Source organism: Microbulbifer sp. YPW16 (assembly GCF_021290385.1).
GTDB lineage: Bacteria > Pseudomonadota > Gammaproteobacteria > Pseudomonadales > Cellvibrionaceae > Microbulbifer > Microbulbifer zhoushanensis.
Genome location: NZ_CP089928.1, coordinates 1,133,801 through 1,153,177, shown reverse-complemented (window position 1 = coordinate 1,153,177; position 19,377 = coordinate 1,133,801). Strand labels below are relative to the sequence as shown.

20 protein-coding genes are annotated in these 19,377 nt (G+C 62.4%); all 20 read left to right on the top strand.

Features of this window, described 5'->3' with window-relative positions; translation table 11 throughout:
* Positions 1-150: 150 nt before the first annotated feature.
* Positions 151-972: a tRNA (cytosine(32)/uridine(32)-2'-O)-methyltransferase TrmJ gene (trmJ, locus tag LVE68_RS05060; protein WP_233005941.1), complete on the top strand. Its 822-nt coding sequence runs from the start codon at positions 151-153 to the stop codon at positions 970-972.
* Positions 973-1,101: 129 nt separating this feature from the next.
* Positions 1,102-1,584, top strand: coding sequence for a Fe-S cluster assembly transcriptional regulator IscR (gene iscR, locus LVE68_RS05055; protein ID WP_233005940.1), 483 nt, complete (start codon positions 1,102-1,104; stop codon positions 1,582-1,584).
* 78 nt (positions 1,585-1,662) lie between these two features.
* A complete protein-coding gene (locus tag LVE68_RS05050) occupies positions 1,663-2,877 on the top strand; it encodes an IscS subfamily cysteine desulfurase (RefSeq protein WP_233005939.1) in 1,215 nt (404 codons plus the stop codon).
* A gap of 28 nt (positions 2,878-2,905) precedes the next feature.
* A complete protein-coding gene (gene iscU, locus LVE68_RS05045) occupies positions 2,906-3,313 on the top strand; it encodes a Fe-S cluster assembly scaffold IscU (protein ID WP_233005938.1) in 408 nt (135 codons plus the stop codon).
* 16 nt (positions 3,314-3,329) lie between these two features.
* Complete coding sequence (gene iscA, locus LVE68_RS05040; protein ID WP_233005937.1) at positions 3,330-3,653, top strand: iron-sulfur cluster assembly protein IscA; 324 nt, start codon at positions 3,330-3,332, stop codon at positions 3,651-3,653.
* A gap of 84 nt (positions 3,654-3,737) precedes the next feature.
* Positions 3,738-4,268, top strand: a complete 531-nt coding sequence (hscB, locus tag LVE68_RS05035) for a co-chaperone HscB (RefSeq protein ID WP_233005936.1) — start codon at positions 3,738-3,740, stop codon at positions 4,266-4,268.
* A gap of 144 nt (positions 4,269-4,412) precedes the next feature.
* On the top strand, positions 4,413-6,290 hold the full coding sequence (gene hscA, locus LVE68_RS05030) for a Fe-S protein assembly chaperone HscA (protein WP_233005935.1): 1,878 nt from the start codon (positions 4,413-4,415) through the stop codon (positions 6,288-6,290).
* Between the two features lie 93 nt (positions 6,291-6,383).
* Positions 6,384-6,722 carry an ISC system 2Fe-2S type ferredoxin gene (gene fdx, locus LVE68_RS05025; RefSeq protein WP_091509122.1) on the top strand — a complete coding sequence of 113 codons (339 nt, stop codon included), beginning with the start codon at positions 6,384-6,386 and terminating at the stop codon, positions 6,720-6,722.
* A 41-nt stretch (positions 6,723-6,763) separates the two neighbouring features.
* Positions 6,764-6,958, top strand: coding sequence for a Fe-S cluster assembly protein IscX (gene iscX / locus LVE68_RS05020; protein WP_233005934.1), 195 nt, complete (start codon positions 6,764-6,766; stop codon positions 6,956-6,958).
* A 228-nt stretch (positions 6,959-7,186) separates the two neighbouring features.
* Complete coding sequence (gene ndk / locus LVE68_RS05015) at positions 7,187-7,615, top strand: nucleoside-diphosphate kinase (RefSeq protein ID WP_233005933.1); 429 nt, start codon at positions 7,187-7,189, stop codon at positions 7,613-7,615.
* A 57-nt stretch (positions 7,616-7,672) separates the two neighbouring features.
* Positions 7,673-8,800 (top strand): 23S rRNA (adenine(2503)-C(2))-methyltransferase RlmN, encoded by a 1,128-nt coding sequence (rlmN, locus tag LVE68_RS05010; protein ID WP_233005932.1) that lies wholly within the window; start codon positions 7,673-7,675, stop codon positions 8,798-8,800.
* A 75-nt stretch (positions 8,801-8,875) separates the two neighbouring features.
* The gene (pilW, locus tag LVE68_RS05005; RefSeq protein ID WP_233005931.1) at positions 8,876-9,655 is read left to right on the top strand and encodes a type IV pilus biogenesis/stability protein PilW; all 780 of its coding nucleotides are present in this window, start codon (positions 8,876-8,878) and stop codon (positions 9,653-9,655) included.
* The gene (locus LVE68_RS05000; RefSeq protein ID WP_233005930.1) at positions 9,645-10,826 is read left to right on the top strand and encodes a RodZ domain-containing protein; all 1,182 of its coding nucleotides are present in this window, start codon (positions 9,645-9,647) and stop codon (positions 10,824-10,826) included. The genes pilW and LVE68_RS05000 overlap by 11 nt, the downstream gene beginning before the upstream one ends.
* 196 nt (positions 10,827-11,022) lie before the next feature.
* Positions 11,023-12,135 carry a flavodoxin-dependent (E)-4-hydroxy-3-methylbut-2-enyl-diphosphate synthase gene (gene ispG, locus LVE68_RS04995; protein WP_233005929.1) on the top strand — a complete coding sequence of 371 codons (1,113 nt, stop codon included), beginning with the start codon at positions 11,023-11,025 and terminating at the stop codon, positions 12,133-12,135.
* Positions 12,136-12,225: 90 nt separating this feature from the next.
* Entirely contained in the window at positions 12,226-13,488 is a 1,263-nt protein-coding gene (hisS, locus tag LVE68_RS04990) for a histidine--tRNA ligase (protein ID WP_233005928.1), read from the top strand.
* Between the two features lie 89 nt (positions 13,489-13,577).
* A complete protein-coding gene (locus tag LVE68_RS04985) occupies positions 13,578-14,315 on the top strand; it encodes a YfgM family protein (RefSeq protein WP_233005927.1) in 738 nt (245 codons plus the stop codon).
* Positions 14,312-15,475, top strand: a complete 1,164-nt coding sequence (gene bamB, locus LVE68_RS04980; RefSeq protein ID WP_233005926.1) for an outer membrane protein assembly factor BamB — start codon at positions 14,312-14,314, stop codon at positions 15,473-15,475. The genes LVE68_RS04985 and bamB overlap by 4 nt, the downstream gene beginning before the upstream one ends.
* Positions 15,476-15,610: 135 nt before the next feature.
* A complete protein-coding gene (gene der / locus LVE68_RS04975; protein ID WP_233005925.1) occupies positions 15,611-17,005 on the top strand; it encodes a ribosome biogenesis GTPase Der in 1,395 nt (464 codons plus the stop codon).
* A gap of 89 nt (positions 17,006-17,094) precedes the next feature.
* Positions 17,095-18,558 carry an NAD-dependent succinate-semialdehyde dehydrogenase gene (locus LVE68_RS04970; RefSeq protein WP_255774727.1) on the top strand — a complete coding sequence of 488 codons (1,464 nt, stop codon included), beginning with the start codon at positions 17,095-17,097 and terminating at the stop codon, positions 18,556-18,558.
* Entirely contained in the window at positions 18,558-19,370 is an 813-nt protein-coding gene (gene tsaA, locus LVE68_RS04965) for a tRNA (N6-threonylcarbamoyladenosine(37)-N6)-methyltransferase TrmO (RefSeq protein ID WP_370636819.1), read from the top strand. The genes LVE68_RS04970 and tsaA overlap by 1 nt, the downstream gene beginning before the upstream one ends.
* Positions 19,371-19,377 lie beyond the last annotated feature (7 nt).

Here is a 19,377-nt window from a genome sequence, read left to right as displayed (position 1 = left end):
AAGTGGTTGAGAGGTTAAAAAGCGGGAGATGCATGACTGGGAAGTCCCAGGATCTCCGGGGCCGGGCTGGCCGGCCGCGGCGATTGTAGGGATTCTTGGCCAGATTTGCTACACTCGCGCGCCCGCAATCGCCCGGACTATTTCTACAGTATGGCCAAGTCTCCTATCGATACCGCTCCGCCCAGTGCGCTCGACAACGTGCGCGTGGTGCTGGTGAATAGCGCCCACCCGGGCAATATTGGCGGTGCCGCGCGTGCCCTCAAGAACATGGGGCTGAAGCAGTTGTACCTGGTGGCGCCGCGCGAGTTTCCCGCCGCCAATGCCATCTGGCGCGCCGCCGGCGCCGCCGACCTGCTGGAAACCGCGGTGGTGGTGGATACCCTCGAGGAGGCAGTGGCGGACTGTGGCCTGGTGGTGGCTACCAGCGCCCGTGAACGCCGGATTCCCTGGCCCCTGCTGACCCCGCGGCAGTGTGGTGAGCGGACGGTGGCGGAAGCGGCCACCCACCCGGTGGCGCTGGTATTCGGGCGCGAGGACCGTGGCCTCACCAACGAGGAACTGCAGGCCTGTAACTTCCATGTGCATATCCCTGCCAACCCGGAATACAGCTCCCTCAACCTGGCCACCGCGGTGCAGGTGCTCGCTTACGAGGTACGTGTGGCAGCACTGGAGGCGGAGAAAGGGGAGCCCCTCAGCTATGCCGACTGGGACCGGCCGCCGGCCAAGGCGAGCGATATGGAGCTTTATTTCGAGCACCTGCAGCAGTCCCTGGGAGAGCTTGGCTTTATCGACCCCGACAATCCCCGCCAGACCATGACCCGGTTGCGTCGACTGTTCAGTCGGGTCCGTCCGGATGATATGGAGCTGGGCATATTGCGGGGCATGCTGACGGCAATCCAGAACTATATTTACCGCACCGGTGGCAAAGGGCGCCCGGACAGCCAGTCCGACAGCGAATCGACGGAAAAATAGGGCCGGAGCCCGCGGGCGGGCTGTCGCTGAATACCCGACTGGCATGCGGGGTTATATACTTGACTGAGATAGTTGGTTATTCCATACTCGCGCCCCGTCGATAGGGCGATGGACCAGTCAGGAGCTGACATGCGTTTGACAACCAAAGGCCGCTACGCGGTCACAGCGATGCTGGATCTGGCGTTACACGCCGATCGTGGCCCGATCAGCCTGGCAGACATATCCAAGCGCCAGGGGATTTCCCTGTCATACCTTGAACAGCTCTTCTCCCGGCTGCGCCAGTCGGGGCTGGTTTCCAGCGTGCGCGGCCCGGGCGGCGGCTATCGCCTTGCGCGCACCGGTGACGACATTTATGTCGCCCAGATCGTCGACGCGGTCAACGAGTCGGTGGATGCCACCAGTTGTGGTGGCAACAGTGATTGTGCCGGTGGCGAACAGTGTCTCACCCACTATCTGTGGTGTGACCTGAGCGAACAGATTCACGGCTTCCTGAGCGGTATCAGCCTGGCGCACCTGGTGGCGCGGGCCGAAGTTCAGGAAGTGGCGCGCCGCCAGGATATGCGGGAGGCGGCGCCGGAAGAGAAAGTGGCGGTTATTGGCAGCCTGCAGTGACAGCAGCCTGCCAGGCCCCCGGATTTAAACCCGAGAGCACACGCGAATAGACAGACCAGTGCGCGGAGAGAATTGAATATGAAGCTTCCCATTTACCTGGATTATGCCGCTACCTGCCCGGTGGACCCGCGGGTCGCCGCCAAGATGGCGGAGCAGCTGACGATGGAGGGTAACTTCGGTAACCCGGCCTCCCGCTCGCACCTGTTCGGCTGGAAAGCGGAAGAGGCGGTGGAAGACGCACGTCGCCATGTCGCCGAACTGGTGAATGCAGACCCCCGTGAAATTGTTTGGACCAGCGGCGCCACCGAGTCAGACAACCTGGCCATCAAGGGCGCTGCGCACTTCTACCAGGGGCGCGGTAAACACATCATCACCTCCAAGATCGAGCACAAAGCGGTGCTGGATGCCTGCCGCCAGCTGGAGCGCGAGGGTTTTGAAGTGACCTACCTGAATCCCCGTGCAGACGGCATTGTCTACCCGGAGCAGGTCGAGGAGGCACTGCGTGAGGACACCATCCTGGTGAGCCTGATGCATGTCAACAACGAGATTGGCGTGATCAATGACATCGCCGCAATCGGTGAAATATGCCGGGCGCGTAAGGTGATTTTCCATGTGGATGCGGCCCAGAGCGCCGGCAAGCTGCCGATTGACCTGGGCGAGATGAAAGTGGACCTGATGTCCTTCTCCGGCCACAAGATATACGGACCCAAGGGTATCGGTGCCCTCTTTGTGCGCCGCAAGCCGCGTGTGCGGATTGAGGCTCAGATCCACGGTGGCGGTCACGAGCGCGGCATGCGTTCCGGTACCCTGCCGACCCACCAGATCGTGGGCATGGGTGAGGCGTTCCGCATCGCCAAAGAAGAGATGGCGGCAGAGAACGAGCGCCTGCTGATGTTGCGCAACCGGTTCTGGGACGCCATCAAGGACATGGAGGAAGTCCACGTCAACGGATCTTTCGAGCAGCGGATTCCGGGCAACCTGAATGTCAGTTTTGCCTTTGTCGAGGGTGAGAGCCTGATCATGTCACTGAAAGACCTGGCAATTTCCTCCGGCTCTGCCTGTACCTCCGCGAGCCTGGAGCCCAGTTACGTGCTGCGTGCCCTGGGCGTGAACGACGAGCTGGCCCACAGCTCCCTGCGGTTCAGTTTTGGACGTTTTACCAGCGAGCAGGACGTGGACAACGCCGCGGCCGAGGTCCGCAAGGCGGTGGAGAAACTGCGTGAGCTGTCACCGCTGTGGGATATGTATAAAGACGGTATCGACCTCAATTCTATTGAATGGGCCGCCCATTAACGCACGTGAATGATCCAGGAGAATAGTCATGGCCTATAGCGACAAAGTAATCGATCACTATGAGCATCCGCGTAACGTCGGCCGTATGGACGACAAGTCTGACAATGTCGGTACCGGCATGGTCGGTGCGCCCGCCTGTGGCGACGTGATGCGCCTGCAGATCCAGGTGAATGACGACGGCATTATCGAGGATGCCAAGTTCAAGACCTACGGCTGTGGTTCAGCCATTGCCTCCAGCTCCCTGCTGACCGAGTGGGTGAAAGGCAAGAGCATCGATGAGGCGGAGCAGATCAAAAACACTGCCATCGCTGAAGAGCTGGCCCTGCCGCCGGTAAAAATTCACTGTTCCGTACTGGCCGAAGACGCAATCAAGGCCGCGGTGCGCGATATCCGTGAAAAGCGTACCAGCAAGGTGAATGAGAGCGCGGCCAGCTAAGCAGTAAGGCGATTTTATGGCAATTACCATGACAGAGGCGGCCCGGGCGCACATCGAGCGCCAGCTCGCCAGCCGCGGCAAGGGCATCGGCATCCGCGTGGGTGTCAGGACTGCCGGCTGCTCGGGTATGCAGTACGTACTCGAGTTCGTGGATGAGGCCAGTGCCGAGGATGAGGTTTTTGACCACGGTGGGGTAAAGCTGGTCGTGGATCCCAAAAGCCTGGTGTACCTCGACGGCACCGAGCTGGACTTCGTCAAGGAAGGGTTGAATGAGGGCTTTGCCTTTTCCAACCCGAATGTGAAGAACGAGTGCGGTTGCGGCGAAAGTTTTCACGTGTGAGCCTGGCATGGCCGGGTTGGGAGGCCGGGTGCGTCACTGCACGCCGGCCTTTTTTGTAAGGACAGGGTGGGAACCGGAAATTCGATGAGTGAGCAACACAATTATTTCGAGATTTTTGGCCTGAAACCGGGGTTCAGCGTGGACCGCGAGGCGCTGGCGCAGCGCTACCGCGAGCTGCAGCGGGAATTCCACCCGGACAAGTACGCTGCCCGCTCTGACCGCGAGCAGATGCTGGCCATGCAGTACGCGGCGCAGATCAACGAGGCGCACAACACCCTGCGCGAACCGGTTGCCCGTGCCGGCTACCTGCTGGAGTTGGCCGGAGTAGAGATCAGCCCCGAGCAGACCACGGCAGATGCGGAATTCCTGATGCAGCAGATGATGCTGCGCGAGCGCCTCGAGGAGGTGCGCAGTGAGGCGGACCCGGCCGCCGCACTGGATGCGCTGGAAGACGAGGTTTCCCGGTTGTTCTCCTCGGAGCAGGAGCGTTTTGCCCGGCGATTTGCCGATGGCGAGCTGGAACCGGCGAAAGACTCCCTGCTCAAGCTGCAGTTCCTGCGCAAATTGCAGCATCAGGTTGAGGAACTGGAAGAGGATCTGCTGGGCGATTTCTGATCCCGGCGGATTGCTGAGAATTCGAAGACTGGTGAGCGGCTGCAATTCGGCCGGCTGTCCCGGCAGGAATGCTTTTCCCCGGGCTGGAAGCCGGGTTGGCGCCCACACCAGATGAAGTGACCGATAGCGAGAACGAGTTAGCTGATGGCATTACTGCAGATATCCGAGCCCGGACAGACTCCCGAGCCCCACCAGCGCAAGCGTGCGGTGGGTATCGACCTGGGTACCACCAACTCGCTGGTTGCGACTGTCCGCAGTGGCAGTGCTGCGGCGATAGAGGGTGAGGATGGCAGTGTCATCCTGCCGTCGGCGGTCCACTACAGTGAGGGCGGTGCAGTTACGGTGGGCTCTGCGGCGCGGCAATGCGCGGGTGCCGACCCCTACAACACCATGCTGTCCATCAAACGCTTTATGGGCCGTGGCATCGGGGACGTGAAGAGCTTCGGTGAGCAGCTGCCATATCATTTTGTCCAGTCCAGTGATGAGGCGGACAAGGGCGGTATGGTATCGATCGAGACAGTTGCCGGTCCGGTCAACCCGGTACAGGTTTCCGCCGAAATCCTGAAAGTGCTGGCATCCCGGGGCAGCGGGGCGCTGGGCGGCGAACTCGATGGCGCGGTGATCACCGTGCCTGCCTATTTTGACGACGCCCAGCGACAGGCCACCAAGGATGCCGCGCAACTGGCGGGCCTGCACGTGCTGCGGCTGCTCAACGAGCCTACTGCGGCGGCCGTTGCCTACGGCCTGGACCAGGGAGAGGAGGGCGTCATCGCCGTCTACGACCTGGGTGGCGGTACCTTTGATATATCCATCCTGCGCCTGTCCCGTGGCGTGTTTGAAGTGCTGTCCACCGGCGGCGACTCCGCCCTGGGCGGCGACGATTTCGACCGGGCCATTGCCGGCTGGATTGCAGAGCAGGCCGGACTGGGGACCAATCACGATGTGGCGACCCAGCGGGCACTGCTCGATCGCGCCTGTGCCGCCAAGGAGGCGCTGTCCGCACAGGATGCGGTCGAGGTGGAGTACGGCGACTGGCGTGGCACCCTCGATCGCGAGGGAATGGCGGCACTGCTGGACCCGATGATCGACAAGACCCTGCGCGCTTGCAAGCGCGCCCTGCGTGACGCCGGTGTGACAGCCGAGGACGTGCAGGAAGTGGTGCTGGTGGGCGGTTCCACCCGTACCCTGCGGGTCCGCGAGCGGGTCGAGTCATTTTTTGGTCGCGCTCCCCACGCGGACATCGACCCGGACCAGGTGGTTGCGATCGGTGCCGCCCTGCAGGCGGACGTGCTGGTGGGCAACAAGTCCGGCGACGACCTGTTGTTGCTGGATGTGATTCCGTTGTCGCTGGGCATCGAGACCATGGGCGGTCTAACGGAGAAGCTGATTGCCCGTAACACCACCATACCGGTGGCCAAGGCGCAGGAGTTCACCACCTTCCGGGATGGCCAGACCGCGATGGCGATTCATGTGGTACAGGGCGAGCGGGAGCTGGTGCAGGACTGCCGCTCGCTGGCCCGCTTCGAGCTGCGGGGAATCCCTCCCATGACCGCCGGCGCGGCCCATATCCGGGTGACCTTCCAGGTGGATGCGGATGGGCTGCTGTCGGTTACGGCGATGGAAAAGAGTAGTGGCGTGAGTGCCGATATCACCGTCAAGCCGTCATACGGCCTCGAGGACGCTGATATCACCCGTATGCTGCAGGACTCCTACGAGCACGCCGAAGAGGATGTTGCCGCGCGCGCAGTGCGCGAGGCGCGGGTCGAGGCAGAGCGCAGCCTGGAGGCGCTGCTGGTGGCGCTGCAGGAAAATGGCGCCGAACTCCTGGACGAGGGTGAGCTGAACGAACTGGAGAAGGCCATGGAGGCCCTGCGGCTGGCCCATAACGGTGGTGACGCCGACGAGATACGCCGGAGGATCGAGACCCTCAACGAGGTTTCCGGACCGTTTGCGGCCCGGCGGATGGATGCTTCCATCCGGCGCGCCATGCAGGGCCATACCCTGGACGAATTCGATCAATAACAGCCTTTGACCCGGTTCTCAGTAAGAGGAGCCGGCGATCGGGCGGGGCGGGCGAGACCGCCCGGAATTGAGACCATAGCGAGTTATCCAACTATGCCGAAAATCGTATTTTTGCCCCACGAGGAGATCTGTCCGGAGGGCAAGGTGGTGGAAGTGGAAAGTGGTGTCAGTGTCTGCGATGCGGCGCTGGCCAACGGTGTGGAAATCGAGCACGCCTGCGAAAAATCCTGTGCCTGCACTACCTGCCACGTCATTGTCCGTGAGGGCTTCGACTCCCTGGGTGAGCCGGACGAGCTGGAAGAGGACCTGCTGGACAAGGCCTGGGGCCTGGAGCCCGAGTCGCGCCTGTCCTGCCAGGCCATCGTCGACGACGAGGATCTCGTGGTCGAGATTCCCAAGTACACTATCAACCAGGTATCTGAGAAGCACTGACCCCGAGGTCGGTCTTTGAATACAGGAGCGGAGACGCGCACATGAAGTGGACGGATATCAATGACATCGCCATCGAGCTGGTCGAGGCCCACCCGGAAGCGGACCCCCTGCGGGTGAACTTTGTCGACCTGCGCAACTGGGTAATCGAGCTGCCGGGTTTCGATGACGATCCGGCGCGCTGCGGTGAGAAGATCCTCGAGGCCATCCAGGCCGCCTGGATCGAGGAAGCCGACTGAGCAGTCTACCTGGCCGGGTTTCGGCCCCGCTGGCACATAGAAATAGTACAAACTTCATGCAGTTACGCGTATAATCCGCCCGCCGCGATAGGTGGGGTCGGCATTGCCGGGCCCCGGTTCGCGGCGTCGGCGGCCGGCCACTGGCCCGGTCGCGACTGTAAGGAATTCAGGGAAGAGCAGCTGCGGTTGCTCTTTTTGCTTTTTAAACACTGTTAACTGGAGAACAACATGGCCCTGGAGCGCACTCTTTCCATCATCAAGCCGGACGCGGTAGCAAAGAATGTTATCGGCGAAATCGAAAGCCGTTTCGAGAAGGCCGGCCTGCGCATTGTCGCGATGAAAATGCTGCACCTGAGCCGCGAAAAGGCCGAGGGCTTCTACGCCGAGCACAAGGAGCGTCCCTTCTTCAAGGATCTGGTGGACTTCATGACTTCCGGTCCGGTTGTCGTTCAGGTACTGGAAGGTGAGAACGCCGTACTGGCCAACCGCGACCTGATGGGTGCCACCAACCCGAAGGAAGCCGAAGCCGGCACCATCCGTGCGGATTTTGCCAACAGCATCGACGCCAACGCCGTGCACGGCTCCGACTCCACCGAGTCCGCCGCCCGCGAAGTAAGCTACTTTTTCGCCGACGACGAAATCTGCCCGCGCGCCTAAGGCCGCACTCGCGCCGGCCCGTCCGGGCCGGCGCAATCCACTCCCCGAGGTGAACCCATGACCCAGGCACAAACCGAAAAAGTGAATCTGCTCGGCCTATCGGTCGAAAAGCTGACCGCGTTCTTCGAGTCGCTGGGTGAAAAGCGCTTTCGCGCCGTGCAGGTGCTGAAGTGGATTCACCAGAGTGGCGTGGATGACTTTTCCCAGATGACCAATGTCAGCAAGGCCCTGCGCGAGAAACTGGCCGAGGTGGCCGAGATTCGCGCACCGGAGGTGCTGGGGCAGTGGGACTCGTCGGACGGCACGCGCAAGTGGCTGATCAAGGTGGATGGTGGCAGCGCCATCGAGACGGTTTATATCCCCGACGGCGAGCGTGGCACCCTGTGTGTGTCCAGCCAGGTGGGTTGCTCACTGGACTGCAGCTTCTGCGCCACGGGCAAGCAGGGCTTCAATCGGGACCTGACTGCGGCGGAGATCATCGCCCAGGTCTGGATCGCCTGTAAGTCTTTCGGCCAGTTGGAGCCCAGGGGGCCGCGCAAGGTGACCAACGTCGTGATGATGGGCATGGGTGAACCGCTGCTCAACTTCGATAACGTGGTGGACGCAATGAACCTGATGATGGAGGACAATGCCTATGGCATCTCCAAGCGTCGCGTCACCCTGAGTACCTCCGGCGTGGTGCCTGCACTGGATAAGCTGGCAGACGTGACTGACGTGAGCCTGGCGATTTCCCTCCATGCGCCCAACGATGAGCTCCGCAACGAGCTGGTCCCCATCAACAGGAAATACCCCATCGCCATGCTGCTCGACAGCGCCAAGCGCTATATCGAGCGGATGCCGGATACCCACCGGAAAATGACCATCGAGTACACCCTGATGCGGGAGGTCAATGACCGCCCCGAGCACGCCGAACAGCTGGCGGAGCTGCTGCGCGATGTGCCGGTCAAGATAAATCTGATACCCTTTAACCCGTTTGAGCTGTCTGACTACCAGCGCGTGAGCAACAACGCTTTGCGACGCTTTCAGCAGATTTTGCTCGACAAAGGCTTTACCGTTACCGTGCGCACGACCCGTGGCGACGATATTGCGGCAGCCTGCGGCCAGCTGGCCGGCACGGTAAACGACCGTACCCGTCGCGCCGAACGCTATCGCAACGCTGCGCAGGCCGTACGCATCGTGGGTTGATGGGAGCTGTCGGCTCCTGCGCCCGGCTAACCGGCGGATCCCGGCGCGAACACTATAAAAACTACAGGTGATGTTGTGTTGTCTAAATCCTTTGCCCTGCCTTTGGCGGGGATGATCCTCAGTGTCTGGCTCAGCGGCTGCGTTACTACCGGCCTGCCTGACCGCAGTGAGGTAAACCTGGACAAGGCGCTGGAAACGCACGTGCAGCTGGGGCTGCGCTACCTGAAGACCGGGGAAAACCGGGACCTGGCCCGCTATCACTTCAACAAGGCCCTGGAACTGGGGCGCCGCGATCCCCGCGCCCATCACGGCCTGGCACTGCTCTACCAGGCCGATCAGGAACTGGAGGTGGCGGAGGACCATTTCCGCAAGGCGCTGAGATACGGCGACAGCTTCTCCATGGCCCACACCAATTACGGTGTATTCCTCTACCAGCAGGAGCGCTATGAGGAGGCCCTGGAGCAATTCCGCATCGCCTCTGAGGACCTCACCTACCGCCGTCGCTCCTACGCCCTGGCAAACCTGGGCCTCTGTGCCCGCAAGCTCGGCCACGAGGAAGAGGCGGAGAAGGCCTACACCCGCGCGCTGGCACTGAATGACGACCTGCCCCAGGCGCTGCTGGAGATGGCGGAACTCAGGTTTGACGCTGGTGCCTATACAGAGGCAAAGCACTACCTGGATCGTTACAGTGCGGATAACCGGCAGATACCCCAGTCCCTGTGGCTCGGTATCCGCCTGGAAAAGATATTTGGCAACCGCGACAAGGAACGCAGTTACGCCCTTGCCCTGAAGAACCTCTATCCTTATTCGGCGGAAACGCTCAAATACCAGAAGATGAAGGCCAATGACGGTTAACCAGCCCGAAACTGATAACACCACCGAGGTATCCGGTGGCGCCCAGCAGGTGTCCGGTGATACACCGGGCACCCTGATTCGCCGCGCCCGCGAGGAGGCGGGTCTCACGCGCGATGAGCTCTCCGAGCGCATGTGCTTTATCGGCGACAAGCTTTCCCTGCTCGAAAACGATGATTACGATCGCCTGCCGGCGGCACTTTACGTCAAGGGCTATATCCGCAATATCGCCAAAGAGCTGAAGATCGATGAGGCTCCGATCCTGAAGGCCTATGCCGGTTACTACGGTGAGGAAGAGGAGAGCCGGGCGATCCTGGATCATGTGCAGCGTGATTCCCTTTCGGAGGGCGGTGGTCGCAGCAGGTTGCCAGGCCTGGCAGTGTTGCCGCTGATCGCTGTTGCCGGGGTCTTCTGGTGGATGAACGGCCGGGACTTTACTCCACCGGCCATGATGTCAGGTGGCATGTCCAGTTCCGCAGCCGAGACCGCCGCGGTGGTCGCACCGGCGGATGACACTGCGGCCGAAATCGCCGACATGGACCCGGTGGCCGATGTGCAGTCGACGGCCGGGGCGGCCGTTGGCGGAGAGGAGAGTGCCGGGAAGGCCGGTACGGGCGCGGAAGCGGCTGCCGATATGACAGCGGTCGATGAGCCGGTCCTTGAGGCTGGTGAAGCAATGGGCGGTGCGGTCGATGAGGCTGCGCCGGCAGTGGTGGAAGGTGATGCGGGGCCATCGGGACTGGCCGCAGGGCCCGATCCCCGGACTGCAGAGTCACAGGCAGGGGGAATGCCCGAGCCGACCGCAGAGCCCGTGCGGGAAGAAGTGGCCGATGCGACGCCCGCTGCGGCGTCAGTCGAGGGCCCAGCGGCAGAAACTGCCCCGACTCCTGCTGCCCGGGCCGCCGAGACGGCAGCTGTCGAAGCGGCGGCCGCGCAAGCGCGCCTGCAGCTCAAGTTTGCCGAGGAAGCCTGGATTGAAGTGAAGGATGGCAGCGGCAGCGTGCTGATGGCTAAATTGCAGCCTGCCGGGGCTGATGTGGACCTGCGGGGCGAGCCGCCATTCCGACTGATGCTGGGCAATGCCGCAGCCACGGAAGTCCGTTTCCAGGGGGAGCTGGTCAACAGCGATCCGCTGGGCAACCGCCGCACCCGCCGGATCACCGTCGGCGAGTAAGTTCAAACGCACCGTATACGCGCAGCCGCCAGGCTTGCGCCTTGCGGTGTGAGTCCACGCCGGGCGAGTCTACGCTGTTCCAGGTCACTGCGTTGCGGTCACATGAGCGCCCCGACGCTGCCATCGAATTTCGCGTGAACAGGCCCTATAATTCCCCCCTCTGTTTTTTACTCTGCGAAACTGGCAGGTCAGCCCTATGCAATTCGAGTCATCCATTGTCCGCCGCGTGTCACGCCAGATCATGGTCGGCAATGTGCCCGTCGGGGGCGGAGCGCCAATATCCGTACAGAGCATGACCAATACCGATACCTGTGATGTTGATGCCACAGTGGCGCAGGTGCAACGGCTGGAGCAGGCCGGGGCGGATATCGTGCGGGTCTCCGTGCCCAGCATGGACGCCGCGGAGGCTTTTGGTGAGATCAAGAAGCAGGTGGGCGTGCCGCTGGTGGCGGATATCCACTTCGACTACCGCATTGCCCTGCGGGTGGCGGACCTGGGCGTGGACTGCCTGCGTATCAACCCGGGCAATATCGGCCGCGAGAAGCGGATCCGCGCGGTGGTGGACAAGGCTCGTGACCTCAACATCCCGATCCGGATCGGTGTGAACGCCGGTTCACTGGAAAAGGACCTGCAGAAGAAATACGGCGAGCCGACCCCCGATGCGCTGGTGGAGTCCGCGCTGCGCCATGTAGACATCCTCGACAGTCTGGATTTCCAGGATTTCAAGGTGAGCGTCAAGGCCTCCGATATCTTTATGGCCACTGCCGCCTACCGCAAGCTGGCGCAGCAGATTGAGCAGCCCCTGCATCTGGGCATTACCGAGGCCGGTGGCTTGCGCTCCGGCACGGTCAAGTCGGCAATCGGCCTGGGGGCGCTGCTGCTGGACGGTATCGGCGATACCCTGCGGGTTTCGCTTGCGGCGGACCCGGTGGAAGAGGTCAAGGTGGGCTGGGACCTGCTGAAGAGCCTGCGCCTGCGCACCAAGGGGATCAACTTTATCGCCTGTCCCAGCTGCTCCCGCCAGAATTTCGACGTGGTGAAGACCATGAATGAGCTGGAGACGCGCCTGGAGGATATCACCACACCGCTGGACGTGGCGGTGATCGGCTGTATCGTCAACGGGCCGGGCGAGGCCAAGGAGGCGGATATCGGCCTCACCGGCGGCACCCCGAGCCATGCCATCTACGTGGACGGCCAGCCGGACCGCAAGTTCAAGAATGACAACCTGGTGGATGACCTGGAGCGCCTGATCCGGGAAAAAGCCGCGGCCAAGGAAGCGCGCGAGGCGGACATCATCGCCAAGTCCTGACAGGGGCCGGCAATTGGCCCGCGGGAACGGGCACGGTGCGCTCCTGCCGCCAGGAAAGACAAACCCGAGATAACCAGTTAAGGAATACCGTTGAAACAGCTTCGCGCAATTCGCGGCATGAACGACCTTTTGCCGGTGGATTCGCCCACCTGGCAGTACGTGGAATCAACCCTGAGTGAGCTGTTCGGCCGTTACGGCTACAGCGAAATCCGCACGCCATTGCTGGAAGTGACCCAGCTGTTCAGCCGCGCGGTGGGTGAGGCCACCGACATTGTCGAGAAGGAAATGTACACCTTTGACGACAAGAGCGGGGACAGCGTAACCCTGCGCCCGGAGGGCACCGCCGGCACCGTTCGCGCGGCAATCCAGAACAACCTGCTGACCACGCCCCAGCGCCTGTGGTATTTCGGCCCCATGTTCCGCTATGAGCGTCCGCAGAAGGGCCGCCTGCGGCAGTTCCACCAGTTTGGCGTGGAGGTGTTTGGCATCGAGGGACCGGATATCGATGCCGAGATCCTGATCATGACAGCGCGCCTGTGGCGCCAGCTGGGAGTCGCCGACCAGGTGACGCTGCAGCTGAATTCGCTGGGTAACAGCGATAGCCGTGCCGCCTATCGCGAGGCCCTGGTGGCCTACCTGGGCCGCCACCGCGACCAGCTCGATGAAGACAGCCTGCGCCGCCTGGAGCGCAATCCCCTGCGTATCCTGGACAGCAAGAACGCCCAGACGCAGGAACTGCTGGCAGGCGCGCCGTGTCTACTGGACTTCCTTGACGAGGAATCCGCGGCGCATTTTGACAGCCTGCGGGCCATGCTCGATGCTGCCGGCGTGACCTATGAGGTCAACCCGAAGCTGGTGCGGGGGCTGGACTACTACGGCAAGACCGTGTTCGAGTGGGTGACCGACAGCCTCGGGGCCCAGGGCACCGTCTGTGCCGGCGGCCGTTACGATGGGCTCGTGGAGCAGATGGGTGGCAAGCCCACCCCGGCGATTGGCTTTGGCCTGGGCGTCGAGCGCCTGGTGCTGTTGCTGCAGACGCTGGAGGCCCTGCCCGATGCCCTGGCGCAACAGGTGGATGCGTACCTGGTTGCGGTGGGTGATGTACAATCGGCCGCCCTGGCGGCGGCAGAGCAGGTGCGTGACAGCCTCCCGTGGTTGCGCCTGCAGACCCACTGCGGCGGTGGCAGCTTCAAGAGCCAGATGAAAAAGGCGGATCGCAGCAATGCGGATTTTGCCCTGATCATCGGTGAGGACGAGGCCGCGGCAGGGCAGGTGACGGTGAAGTTCCTGCGCGCGGAGGAGCCACAGCAGACGGTACCGGTTGCTGAACTGGCGTCCGTGCTGCAGGGCTGAGTGAACGAACCAGGCAGAATTTAGCAGGAAGGCCCCGGGGCCACTCCTGCAGGAAGACCCTAACAATCACAGGAAAGACGAGTTACCCGATGGCTGACCATATTACCGAAGAAGAACAAATAGAATCGCTGAAACGCTGGTGGGCAGAGAACGGCAAGGGCATTGTCACCGGCGTGGTGCTGGCCCTGGCGGGTTACTTCGGTTACCAGTTCTGGCAGAGCAATGAGCGCACCACTGCCGAGGAAGCTTCCAACCTCTACCAGAGCTTCCTGCAGGCTGCCACAGCCAATGACGGCAACCCGGACAACAAGCAGCTGACCACGGCCAGGAGCCTGGGTCGCCAGCTGCAGGACGAATTCGGCAACCGTATCTATGCCTCCCAGGCGGCACTGCACCTGGCTGCCATCGCGGCCCAGGGCAATGACCTGGAAGCGGCGGAAAAGCAGCTGCAGTGGGTCCTCGACAACACCCCGGACACTTCGCTGGAACTGGTCGCCAAGCGCCGCCTGGCAGCGGTCAAGGCTGCCCGTGGCACACCGGATGAGGCCATGAAGCTGCTGGAGGGCAAGGTGCCCGAGGCTTTCGCTGCACTCTATGCCGAGACCCGCGGTGACATCCTGCTCCAGCAGGGCGACGAAGCGGGTGCCAAAGCCGCCTATGAGTCGGCCCTGGCCCAGCTGTTGCCGGAGCAGGCGAGCAGCGCCCAGTTGCTACGCCTCAAGGCCGACAGCATTGGCGCCGCGGCCCCCGCGGAGACCGCGGAAGATGACGCAGCTGCACCGGAAGCGACTGACACCCAGCCGGCACAGGAGAGTGACGAGCAATGAGACACCTTTCCCGCGCACTGAACCGCGCAGCAGCGGTGGCGCTGGCCGCTACCCTGGCCGCCTGCGCCTCCAATGAAGAGAAAGAGGACACCGATCCGCTGGAACTCACCGAGATCAATGAAACGGTGGAGCTGCGCGAGGTCTGGTCCCGCAATATTGGCGATATCGACGTCAAGCGCTATGCAATGCTGAAGCCCGCCATCGGCGACGGCCGCATCGTTGCAGCCAGCAGTGACGGTGAAGTGAGCGCGTTCACCCGCGAGACGGGCGACCGCCTGTGGGAGGCCGACCTCGATGTCCCGCTGAGCGGCGGCGTGGGTGTGGGCCTGGGCCTGGCGGTGGTCTCCGACTACCGCGGCCGCGTTGTGGCCCTGAACCTCAATGACGGCTCGGCCCTCTGGGAGCGCCAGCTTTCCGGGGAAGTAGTGGCCGCGCCAGCGGTTGGCTCCGGTGCGGTGGTGCTGCAGACTGTGGATGGCAAACTGTATGGCCTCGATGCTGGCAGTGGTGATGAGATCTGGCAGCACAGTACCTCCCTGCCGGTGCTGACGTTGCGTGGCACCGCAGCCCCGGTCATCTCCGGCGGCCTGGTCTATGCCGGCCTGGACAACGGCAAGATGATCGCCCTGGATGCCCGTGACGGTATTCCCCGCTGGGAGCAGCGGGTAGCGATCCCGCAGGGCTCCGCGGAACTGGACCGGGTAGTGGACATCGATGGTTCGCCGCTGGTTCGCGGCGACCTGGTATTCGCCGCCAGTTACCAGGGGCGGGTTGTGGCCCTGTCGCGCCAGGACGGCCGCGGTCTCTGGGCGCGCGATGCCTCCACCCACCACAGCGTCGACGTCGGGGCGGGCAATGTATACTTGAGCGATGCCTCCGGCAGTGTCTACGCCTACAATGTGGGCAATGGGCAGATTGCCTGGGGCAATGACAAGCTGCTGCGACGCGAGCTGAGTGGACCAGCGTATTTCGGCGACACGGTGGTGGTCGGTGACCTGGAGGGCTACCTCCATGTGCTGGAACCCACCAGCGGTGAGCTGATCGGGCGCGAAGAAATTGACGGTGACGCCGTGCGCATCCCGTTGCTGGTGGATGGTGACCTCCTTTTCGCCCTCTCCGATGGCGGCGAGCTGGTGGCCCTGCGTCTCGAGCGCCGCTAATCGCCGGGGGAGTTCTGGCCGGGTCCGCCCGGTCTCTGCCCCGGGTTTTGAACACGCCTGCATGCGGGCGAACCGATCCTCGCCCGCGTCCCGCGGGCGTTTGCATTTTCATATCAGGCTGAAGCCGGAATCAGTATGCTGCCAGTAATTGCCCTGGTCGGGCGCCCCAATGTGGGCAAATCCACCCTTTTCAATCGGCTCACCAAGAGCCGCGATGCCCTGGTGGCGAACTACGCCGGCCTGACGCGCGATCGCAAGTACGGTGAGGCGGAGTTCGATGGCCACAAGATGATCCTGGTCGACACCGGCGGTATCAGCGGTGATGAGGAGGGCATCGATGCGGCAATGGCAGAGCAGTCCATGCAGGCCATCGAGGAAGCGGACTTCGTGCTGTTCCTGGTGGACTGCCGGGCCGGGCTGACACCCGCGGACGAAATGATTGCGGAACAGCTGCGTACGCGATCCAAGCCCACCCTGCTGGTGGCCAACAAGGTCGATGGCGTCAATCCGGATATCGCCCTGGCGCCGTTCTACGAGCTGGGGATCGGTGAGCTCTTCCCTACCACCGCCACCCATGGCCGCGGTGTGCGCAGCCTGATGGAGCGCGTGGTCGAGGGGCTGCCCGAGCAGGAAGCGCCGGAGGAGGAAGACGAGGCGAAGGGGATCAAGATTGCCATTGTGGGCCGCCCGAACGTGGGCAAGTCGACCCTGGTCAATCGCCTGCTGGGTGAGGACCGGGTGGTGGTCTACGACCAGCCCGGCACCACCCGCGACAGTGTTTATATCAATTACGAGCGTGACGACCGGCCCTACACCCTGATCGACACCGCCGGTATCCGCCGGCGCAAGAATATCCGCGAATCGGTGGAGAAGTTCTCGATCGTCAAGACCCTGCAGGCAGTGGAAGATGCCAACGTAGTGGTACTGGTGGTGGATGCCCGCGAGGGACTGGTGGACCAGGACCTGCACCTGATGGGCAGCGTGATCCAGGCCGGGCGGGCCTTGGTTGTGGCACTGAACAAGTGGGACGGGCTGGAACCGGAGCATCGCGACTTTATCAAGACGGAACTGGAGCGGCGCCTGCGTTTTGTGGACTTTGCCGACATCCATTTTATTTCTGCACTGCACGGCACTGGTGTGGGTCACCTCTACGAGTCCATCGAGGCCGCCTACCAGTCCGCCACGGACAAGCTGTCCACCAATCACCTGACACGAATCCTGCAGTGGGCTGTTAGTGAGCACCAACCCCCGCTGGTGCACGGCCATCGCATCAAGTTACGCTATGCCCACGCAGGCGGGCAGAACCCACCAGTGATCGTGATTCACGGCAACCAGACCGAGCATGTACCGTCACACTATGTGCGCTACCTTGAGAAGACTTTCCGCAAGGCACTGGACCTGCACGGTACTCCGGTCAAGATCGAGTTCCGCACCGGCGATAATCCCTACGCCGGCAAGAAGAACAAGCTGACCGATCGCCAGAAAGCCAAGAAGCGCCGCCTGATGAAGTTTGTGAAAAAGAAGAAATAGGCCATCGCAGGGTGGCCGCAATGCAGTTGAAATAACGCCCGCCGGCCGCAGGTTTAGATACGGATAGGGCAATCGATAAGGAGAACACCATGCTGGACCTGAAGAACCCCGCACTGTTGCGCAAGAAGTCCTTTGTGGGCGGCGAGTGGATCGATGCGGATTCCGGCTCGACCCTCGACGTCACCAACCCGGCCAACGGCGAGGTTGTCGCCAGCATCGCCGATTGCGGCGCCGCAGAAACCCGCCGGGCCATCGAGGCTGCCAGTGATGCCTGGCCCTCATGGCGCGATACCACGGTCAAGGAGCGGGCAAAGGTCCTGCGCCGCTGGTACGACCTGATTGTGGATAACGCGGACGACCTGGCAAAGATCCTCACCACCGAACAGGGCAAGCCCCTGGCTGAGGCCCGTACCGAAGTCATTTATGGAGCCAACTACCTGGAGTGGTTCTCCGAGGAGGCCAAGCGGATCTATGGCGACGTAATCGCGCCACCTGCCAACGACAAGCGAATCGTGGTGATCAAGCAATCAGTCGGTGTCACTGCTTCGGTCACCCCATGGAACTTCCCCAGCGCCATGATCGCCCGCAAGATGGCCCCGGCGCTGGCCGCGGGCTGCCCGTTCGTGGCCAAGCCCGCTTCGGAGACCCCCCTCTCTGCCCTCGCGCTGGCGGTGCTGGCGGAAGAGGCCGGGGTACCCGCGGGTGTATTCAACGTGGTAGTGGGCAAGAGCTCGCGGGAAATCGGCGCGGAGATGACGTCCAACCCGCTGGTGCGCAAGTTCACCTTCACCGGCTCCACGGCAGTAGGCAAGAAATTGCAGGCGCAGTGCGCCGAGACCATCAAGAAGACATCCATGGAGCTGGGCGGCAACGCGCCGTTTATCGTTTTTGACGACGCCGACCTGGATGCCGCGGTCAAGGGTGCGATCATCTGCAAGTACCGCAATGCCGGCCAGACCTGCGTCTGTGCCAACCGTATTTTCGTGCAGGAAGGCGTTTATGATGCCTTTGCGGAAAAATTTGCCGCCGCCGTGCAGGCCCTGAAAATGGGGGATGGAGCGGAAGAGGGCGTTGATGTCGGCCCGATGATCAATCCCAAGGCAGTCAAGGATGTCCAGGCGCTGGTGGAGGATGCCACTGCCAAGGGCGCCCAGGCGGTCGTCGAGGGCGGGCCCAGCGAAATGGGTGCCTGCTTCTATGCGCCCACCGTGCTTACGGGCGCCAATGACGAGATGAAGCTTTTCAAGGAGGAGATCTTCGGCCCGGTGGCACCACTGTTCAAGTTCTCCACCGAGGAGGAGGCCATCAAGCTTGCCAATGACACCGAGTTCGGCCTCGCCTCCTACTTCTACTCCCGCGACATCGGCCGCATCTGGCGTGTCAGTGAAGGGCTTGAATACGGCATGGTAGGCATCAATGAGGGGATTATCTCCAACGAGATGGCCCCCTTCGGTGGCGTCAAGGAGTCCGGCATGGGCCGCGAGGGCTCCAAGTACGGTATTGATGACTATATCGAGATCAAGTACCTGTGCATGGGCGGCATTGACCAGTAATCATCCAGGCATTCCCCTGTCCCTGTTCCGCGGGTGGATTCAATCCGTGCGGATGGGGCAGGGGAGCCGACGGTAGCCGACTGCAAGGGAATACCGCAATCGACGCGTCCATCCAGCTCAATCCCATCGCCACTGTCCACTCCTGTTTCGGCGAGAAATTCGGTGTGCCACGCCAGCCCCTGCTCGCTGATGCCAGCCGTGCGGCCATCGAGCTGTTGCCGCCCTTAAACACTCCCGATGCCGTGGCAGGGCTGGAGGATAATACCCATATCTGGGTGGTATTCCAGTTCCACCAGGCCGCCGGGCAATGGTCGACCAAGGTGCGCCCGCCGCGCCTGGGGGGCAACAAAAAACTCGGTGTACTCGCCACTCGCTCGCCGTTTCGCCCGAATAATATCGGCCTGTCGGTGGTGCGGCTGCTGGAAGTGCGTACCTCGCCGAAAGTGGAGTTGATCGTCGGCGGTGCCGACCTGGTGGACGGTACCCCGATACTGGATATCAAACCCTACATTCCCTATGCCGATGTACTGGTAGAGGCGCAGAGCGCCTTTGCCGGTGATGCCCCCGCTCCGGTGACGGTGGATATTCCCCGGGAGGTTCTCCAGGTAGCCAGTGATTACCGGGATTGCTGGGGTACCGACCTGCCACTGCTGATTCGGCAGGTGCTGGCGCAGGATCCCAAACCGGCTTACCAGAAACCGGAACCGGATCGCATCTACGGAATGAAATTGTGTGGCTTTGACCTGCGCTGGCGCTACTCGGGGGAAGGGAAGATTGAAGTGCTTGCCCTGGAGCCCGGTGGCGACAGCTGACTTGCAG

Coding starts and splice junctions, on each gene's coding strand:
- trmJ (WP_233005941.1), top strand. CDS start 151: ATGGCCAAGTCTCCTATCGATACCGCTCCGCCCAGTGCGCTCGACAAC.
- iscR (WP_233005940.1), top strand. CDS start 1,102: ATGCGTTTGACAACCAAAGGCCGCTACGCGGTCACAGCGATGCTGGAT.
- LVE68_RS05050 (WP_233005939.1), top strand. CDS start 1,663: ATGAAGCTTCCCATTTACCTGGATTATGCCGCTACCTGCCCGGTGGAC.
- iscU (WP_233005938.1), top strand. CDS start 2,906: ATGGCCTATAGCGACAAAGTAATCGATCACTATGAGCATCCGCGTAAC.
- iscA (WP_233005937.1), top strand. CDS start 3,330: ATGGCAATTACCATGACAGAGGCGGCCCGGGCGCACATCGAGCGCCAG.
- hscB (WP_233005936.1), top strand. CDS start 3,738: ATGAGTGAGCAACACAATTATTTCGAGATTTTTGGCCTGAAACCGGGG.
- hscA (WP_233005935.1), top strand. CDS start 4,413: ATGGCATTACTGCAGATATCCGAGCCCGGACAGACTCCCGAGCCCCAC.
- fdx (WP_091509122.1), top strand. CDS start 6,384: ATGCCGAAAATCGTATTTTTGCCCCACGAGGAGATCTGTCCGGAGGGC.
- iscX (WP_233005934.1), top strand. CDS start 6,764: ATGAAGTGGACGGATATCAATGACATCGCCATCGAGCTGGTCGAGGCC.
- ndk (WP_233005933.1), top strand. CDS start 7,187: ATGGCCCTGGAGCGCACTCTTTCCATCATCAAGCCGGACGCGGTAGCA.
- rlmN (WP_233005932.1), top strand. CDS start 7,673: ATGACCCAGGCACAAACCGAAAAAGTGAATCTGCTCGGCCTATCGGTC.
- LVE68_RS05000 (WP_233005930.1), top strand. CDS start 9,645: ATGACGGTTAACCAGCCCGAAACTGATAACACCACCGAGGTATCCGGT.
- ispG (WP_233005929.1), top strand. CDS start 11,023: ATGCAATTCGAGTCATCCATTGTCCGCCGCGTGTCACGCCAGATCATG.
- LVE68_RS04985 (WP_233005927.1), top strand. CDS start 13,578: ATGGCTGACCATATTACCGAAGAAGAACAAATAGAATCGCTGAAACGC.
- bamB (WP_233005926.1), top strand. CDS start 14,312: ATGAGACACCTTTCCCGCGCACTGAACCGCGCAGCAGCGGTGGCGCTG.
- der (WP_233005925.1), top strand. CDS start 15,611: ATGCTGCCAGTAATTGCCCTGGTCGGGCGCCCCAATGTGGGCAAATCC.
- LVE68_RS04970 (WP_255774727.1), top strand. CDS start 17,095: ATGCTGGACCTGAAGAACCCCGCACTGTTGCGCAAGAAGTCCTTTGTG.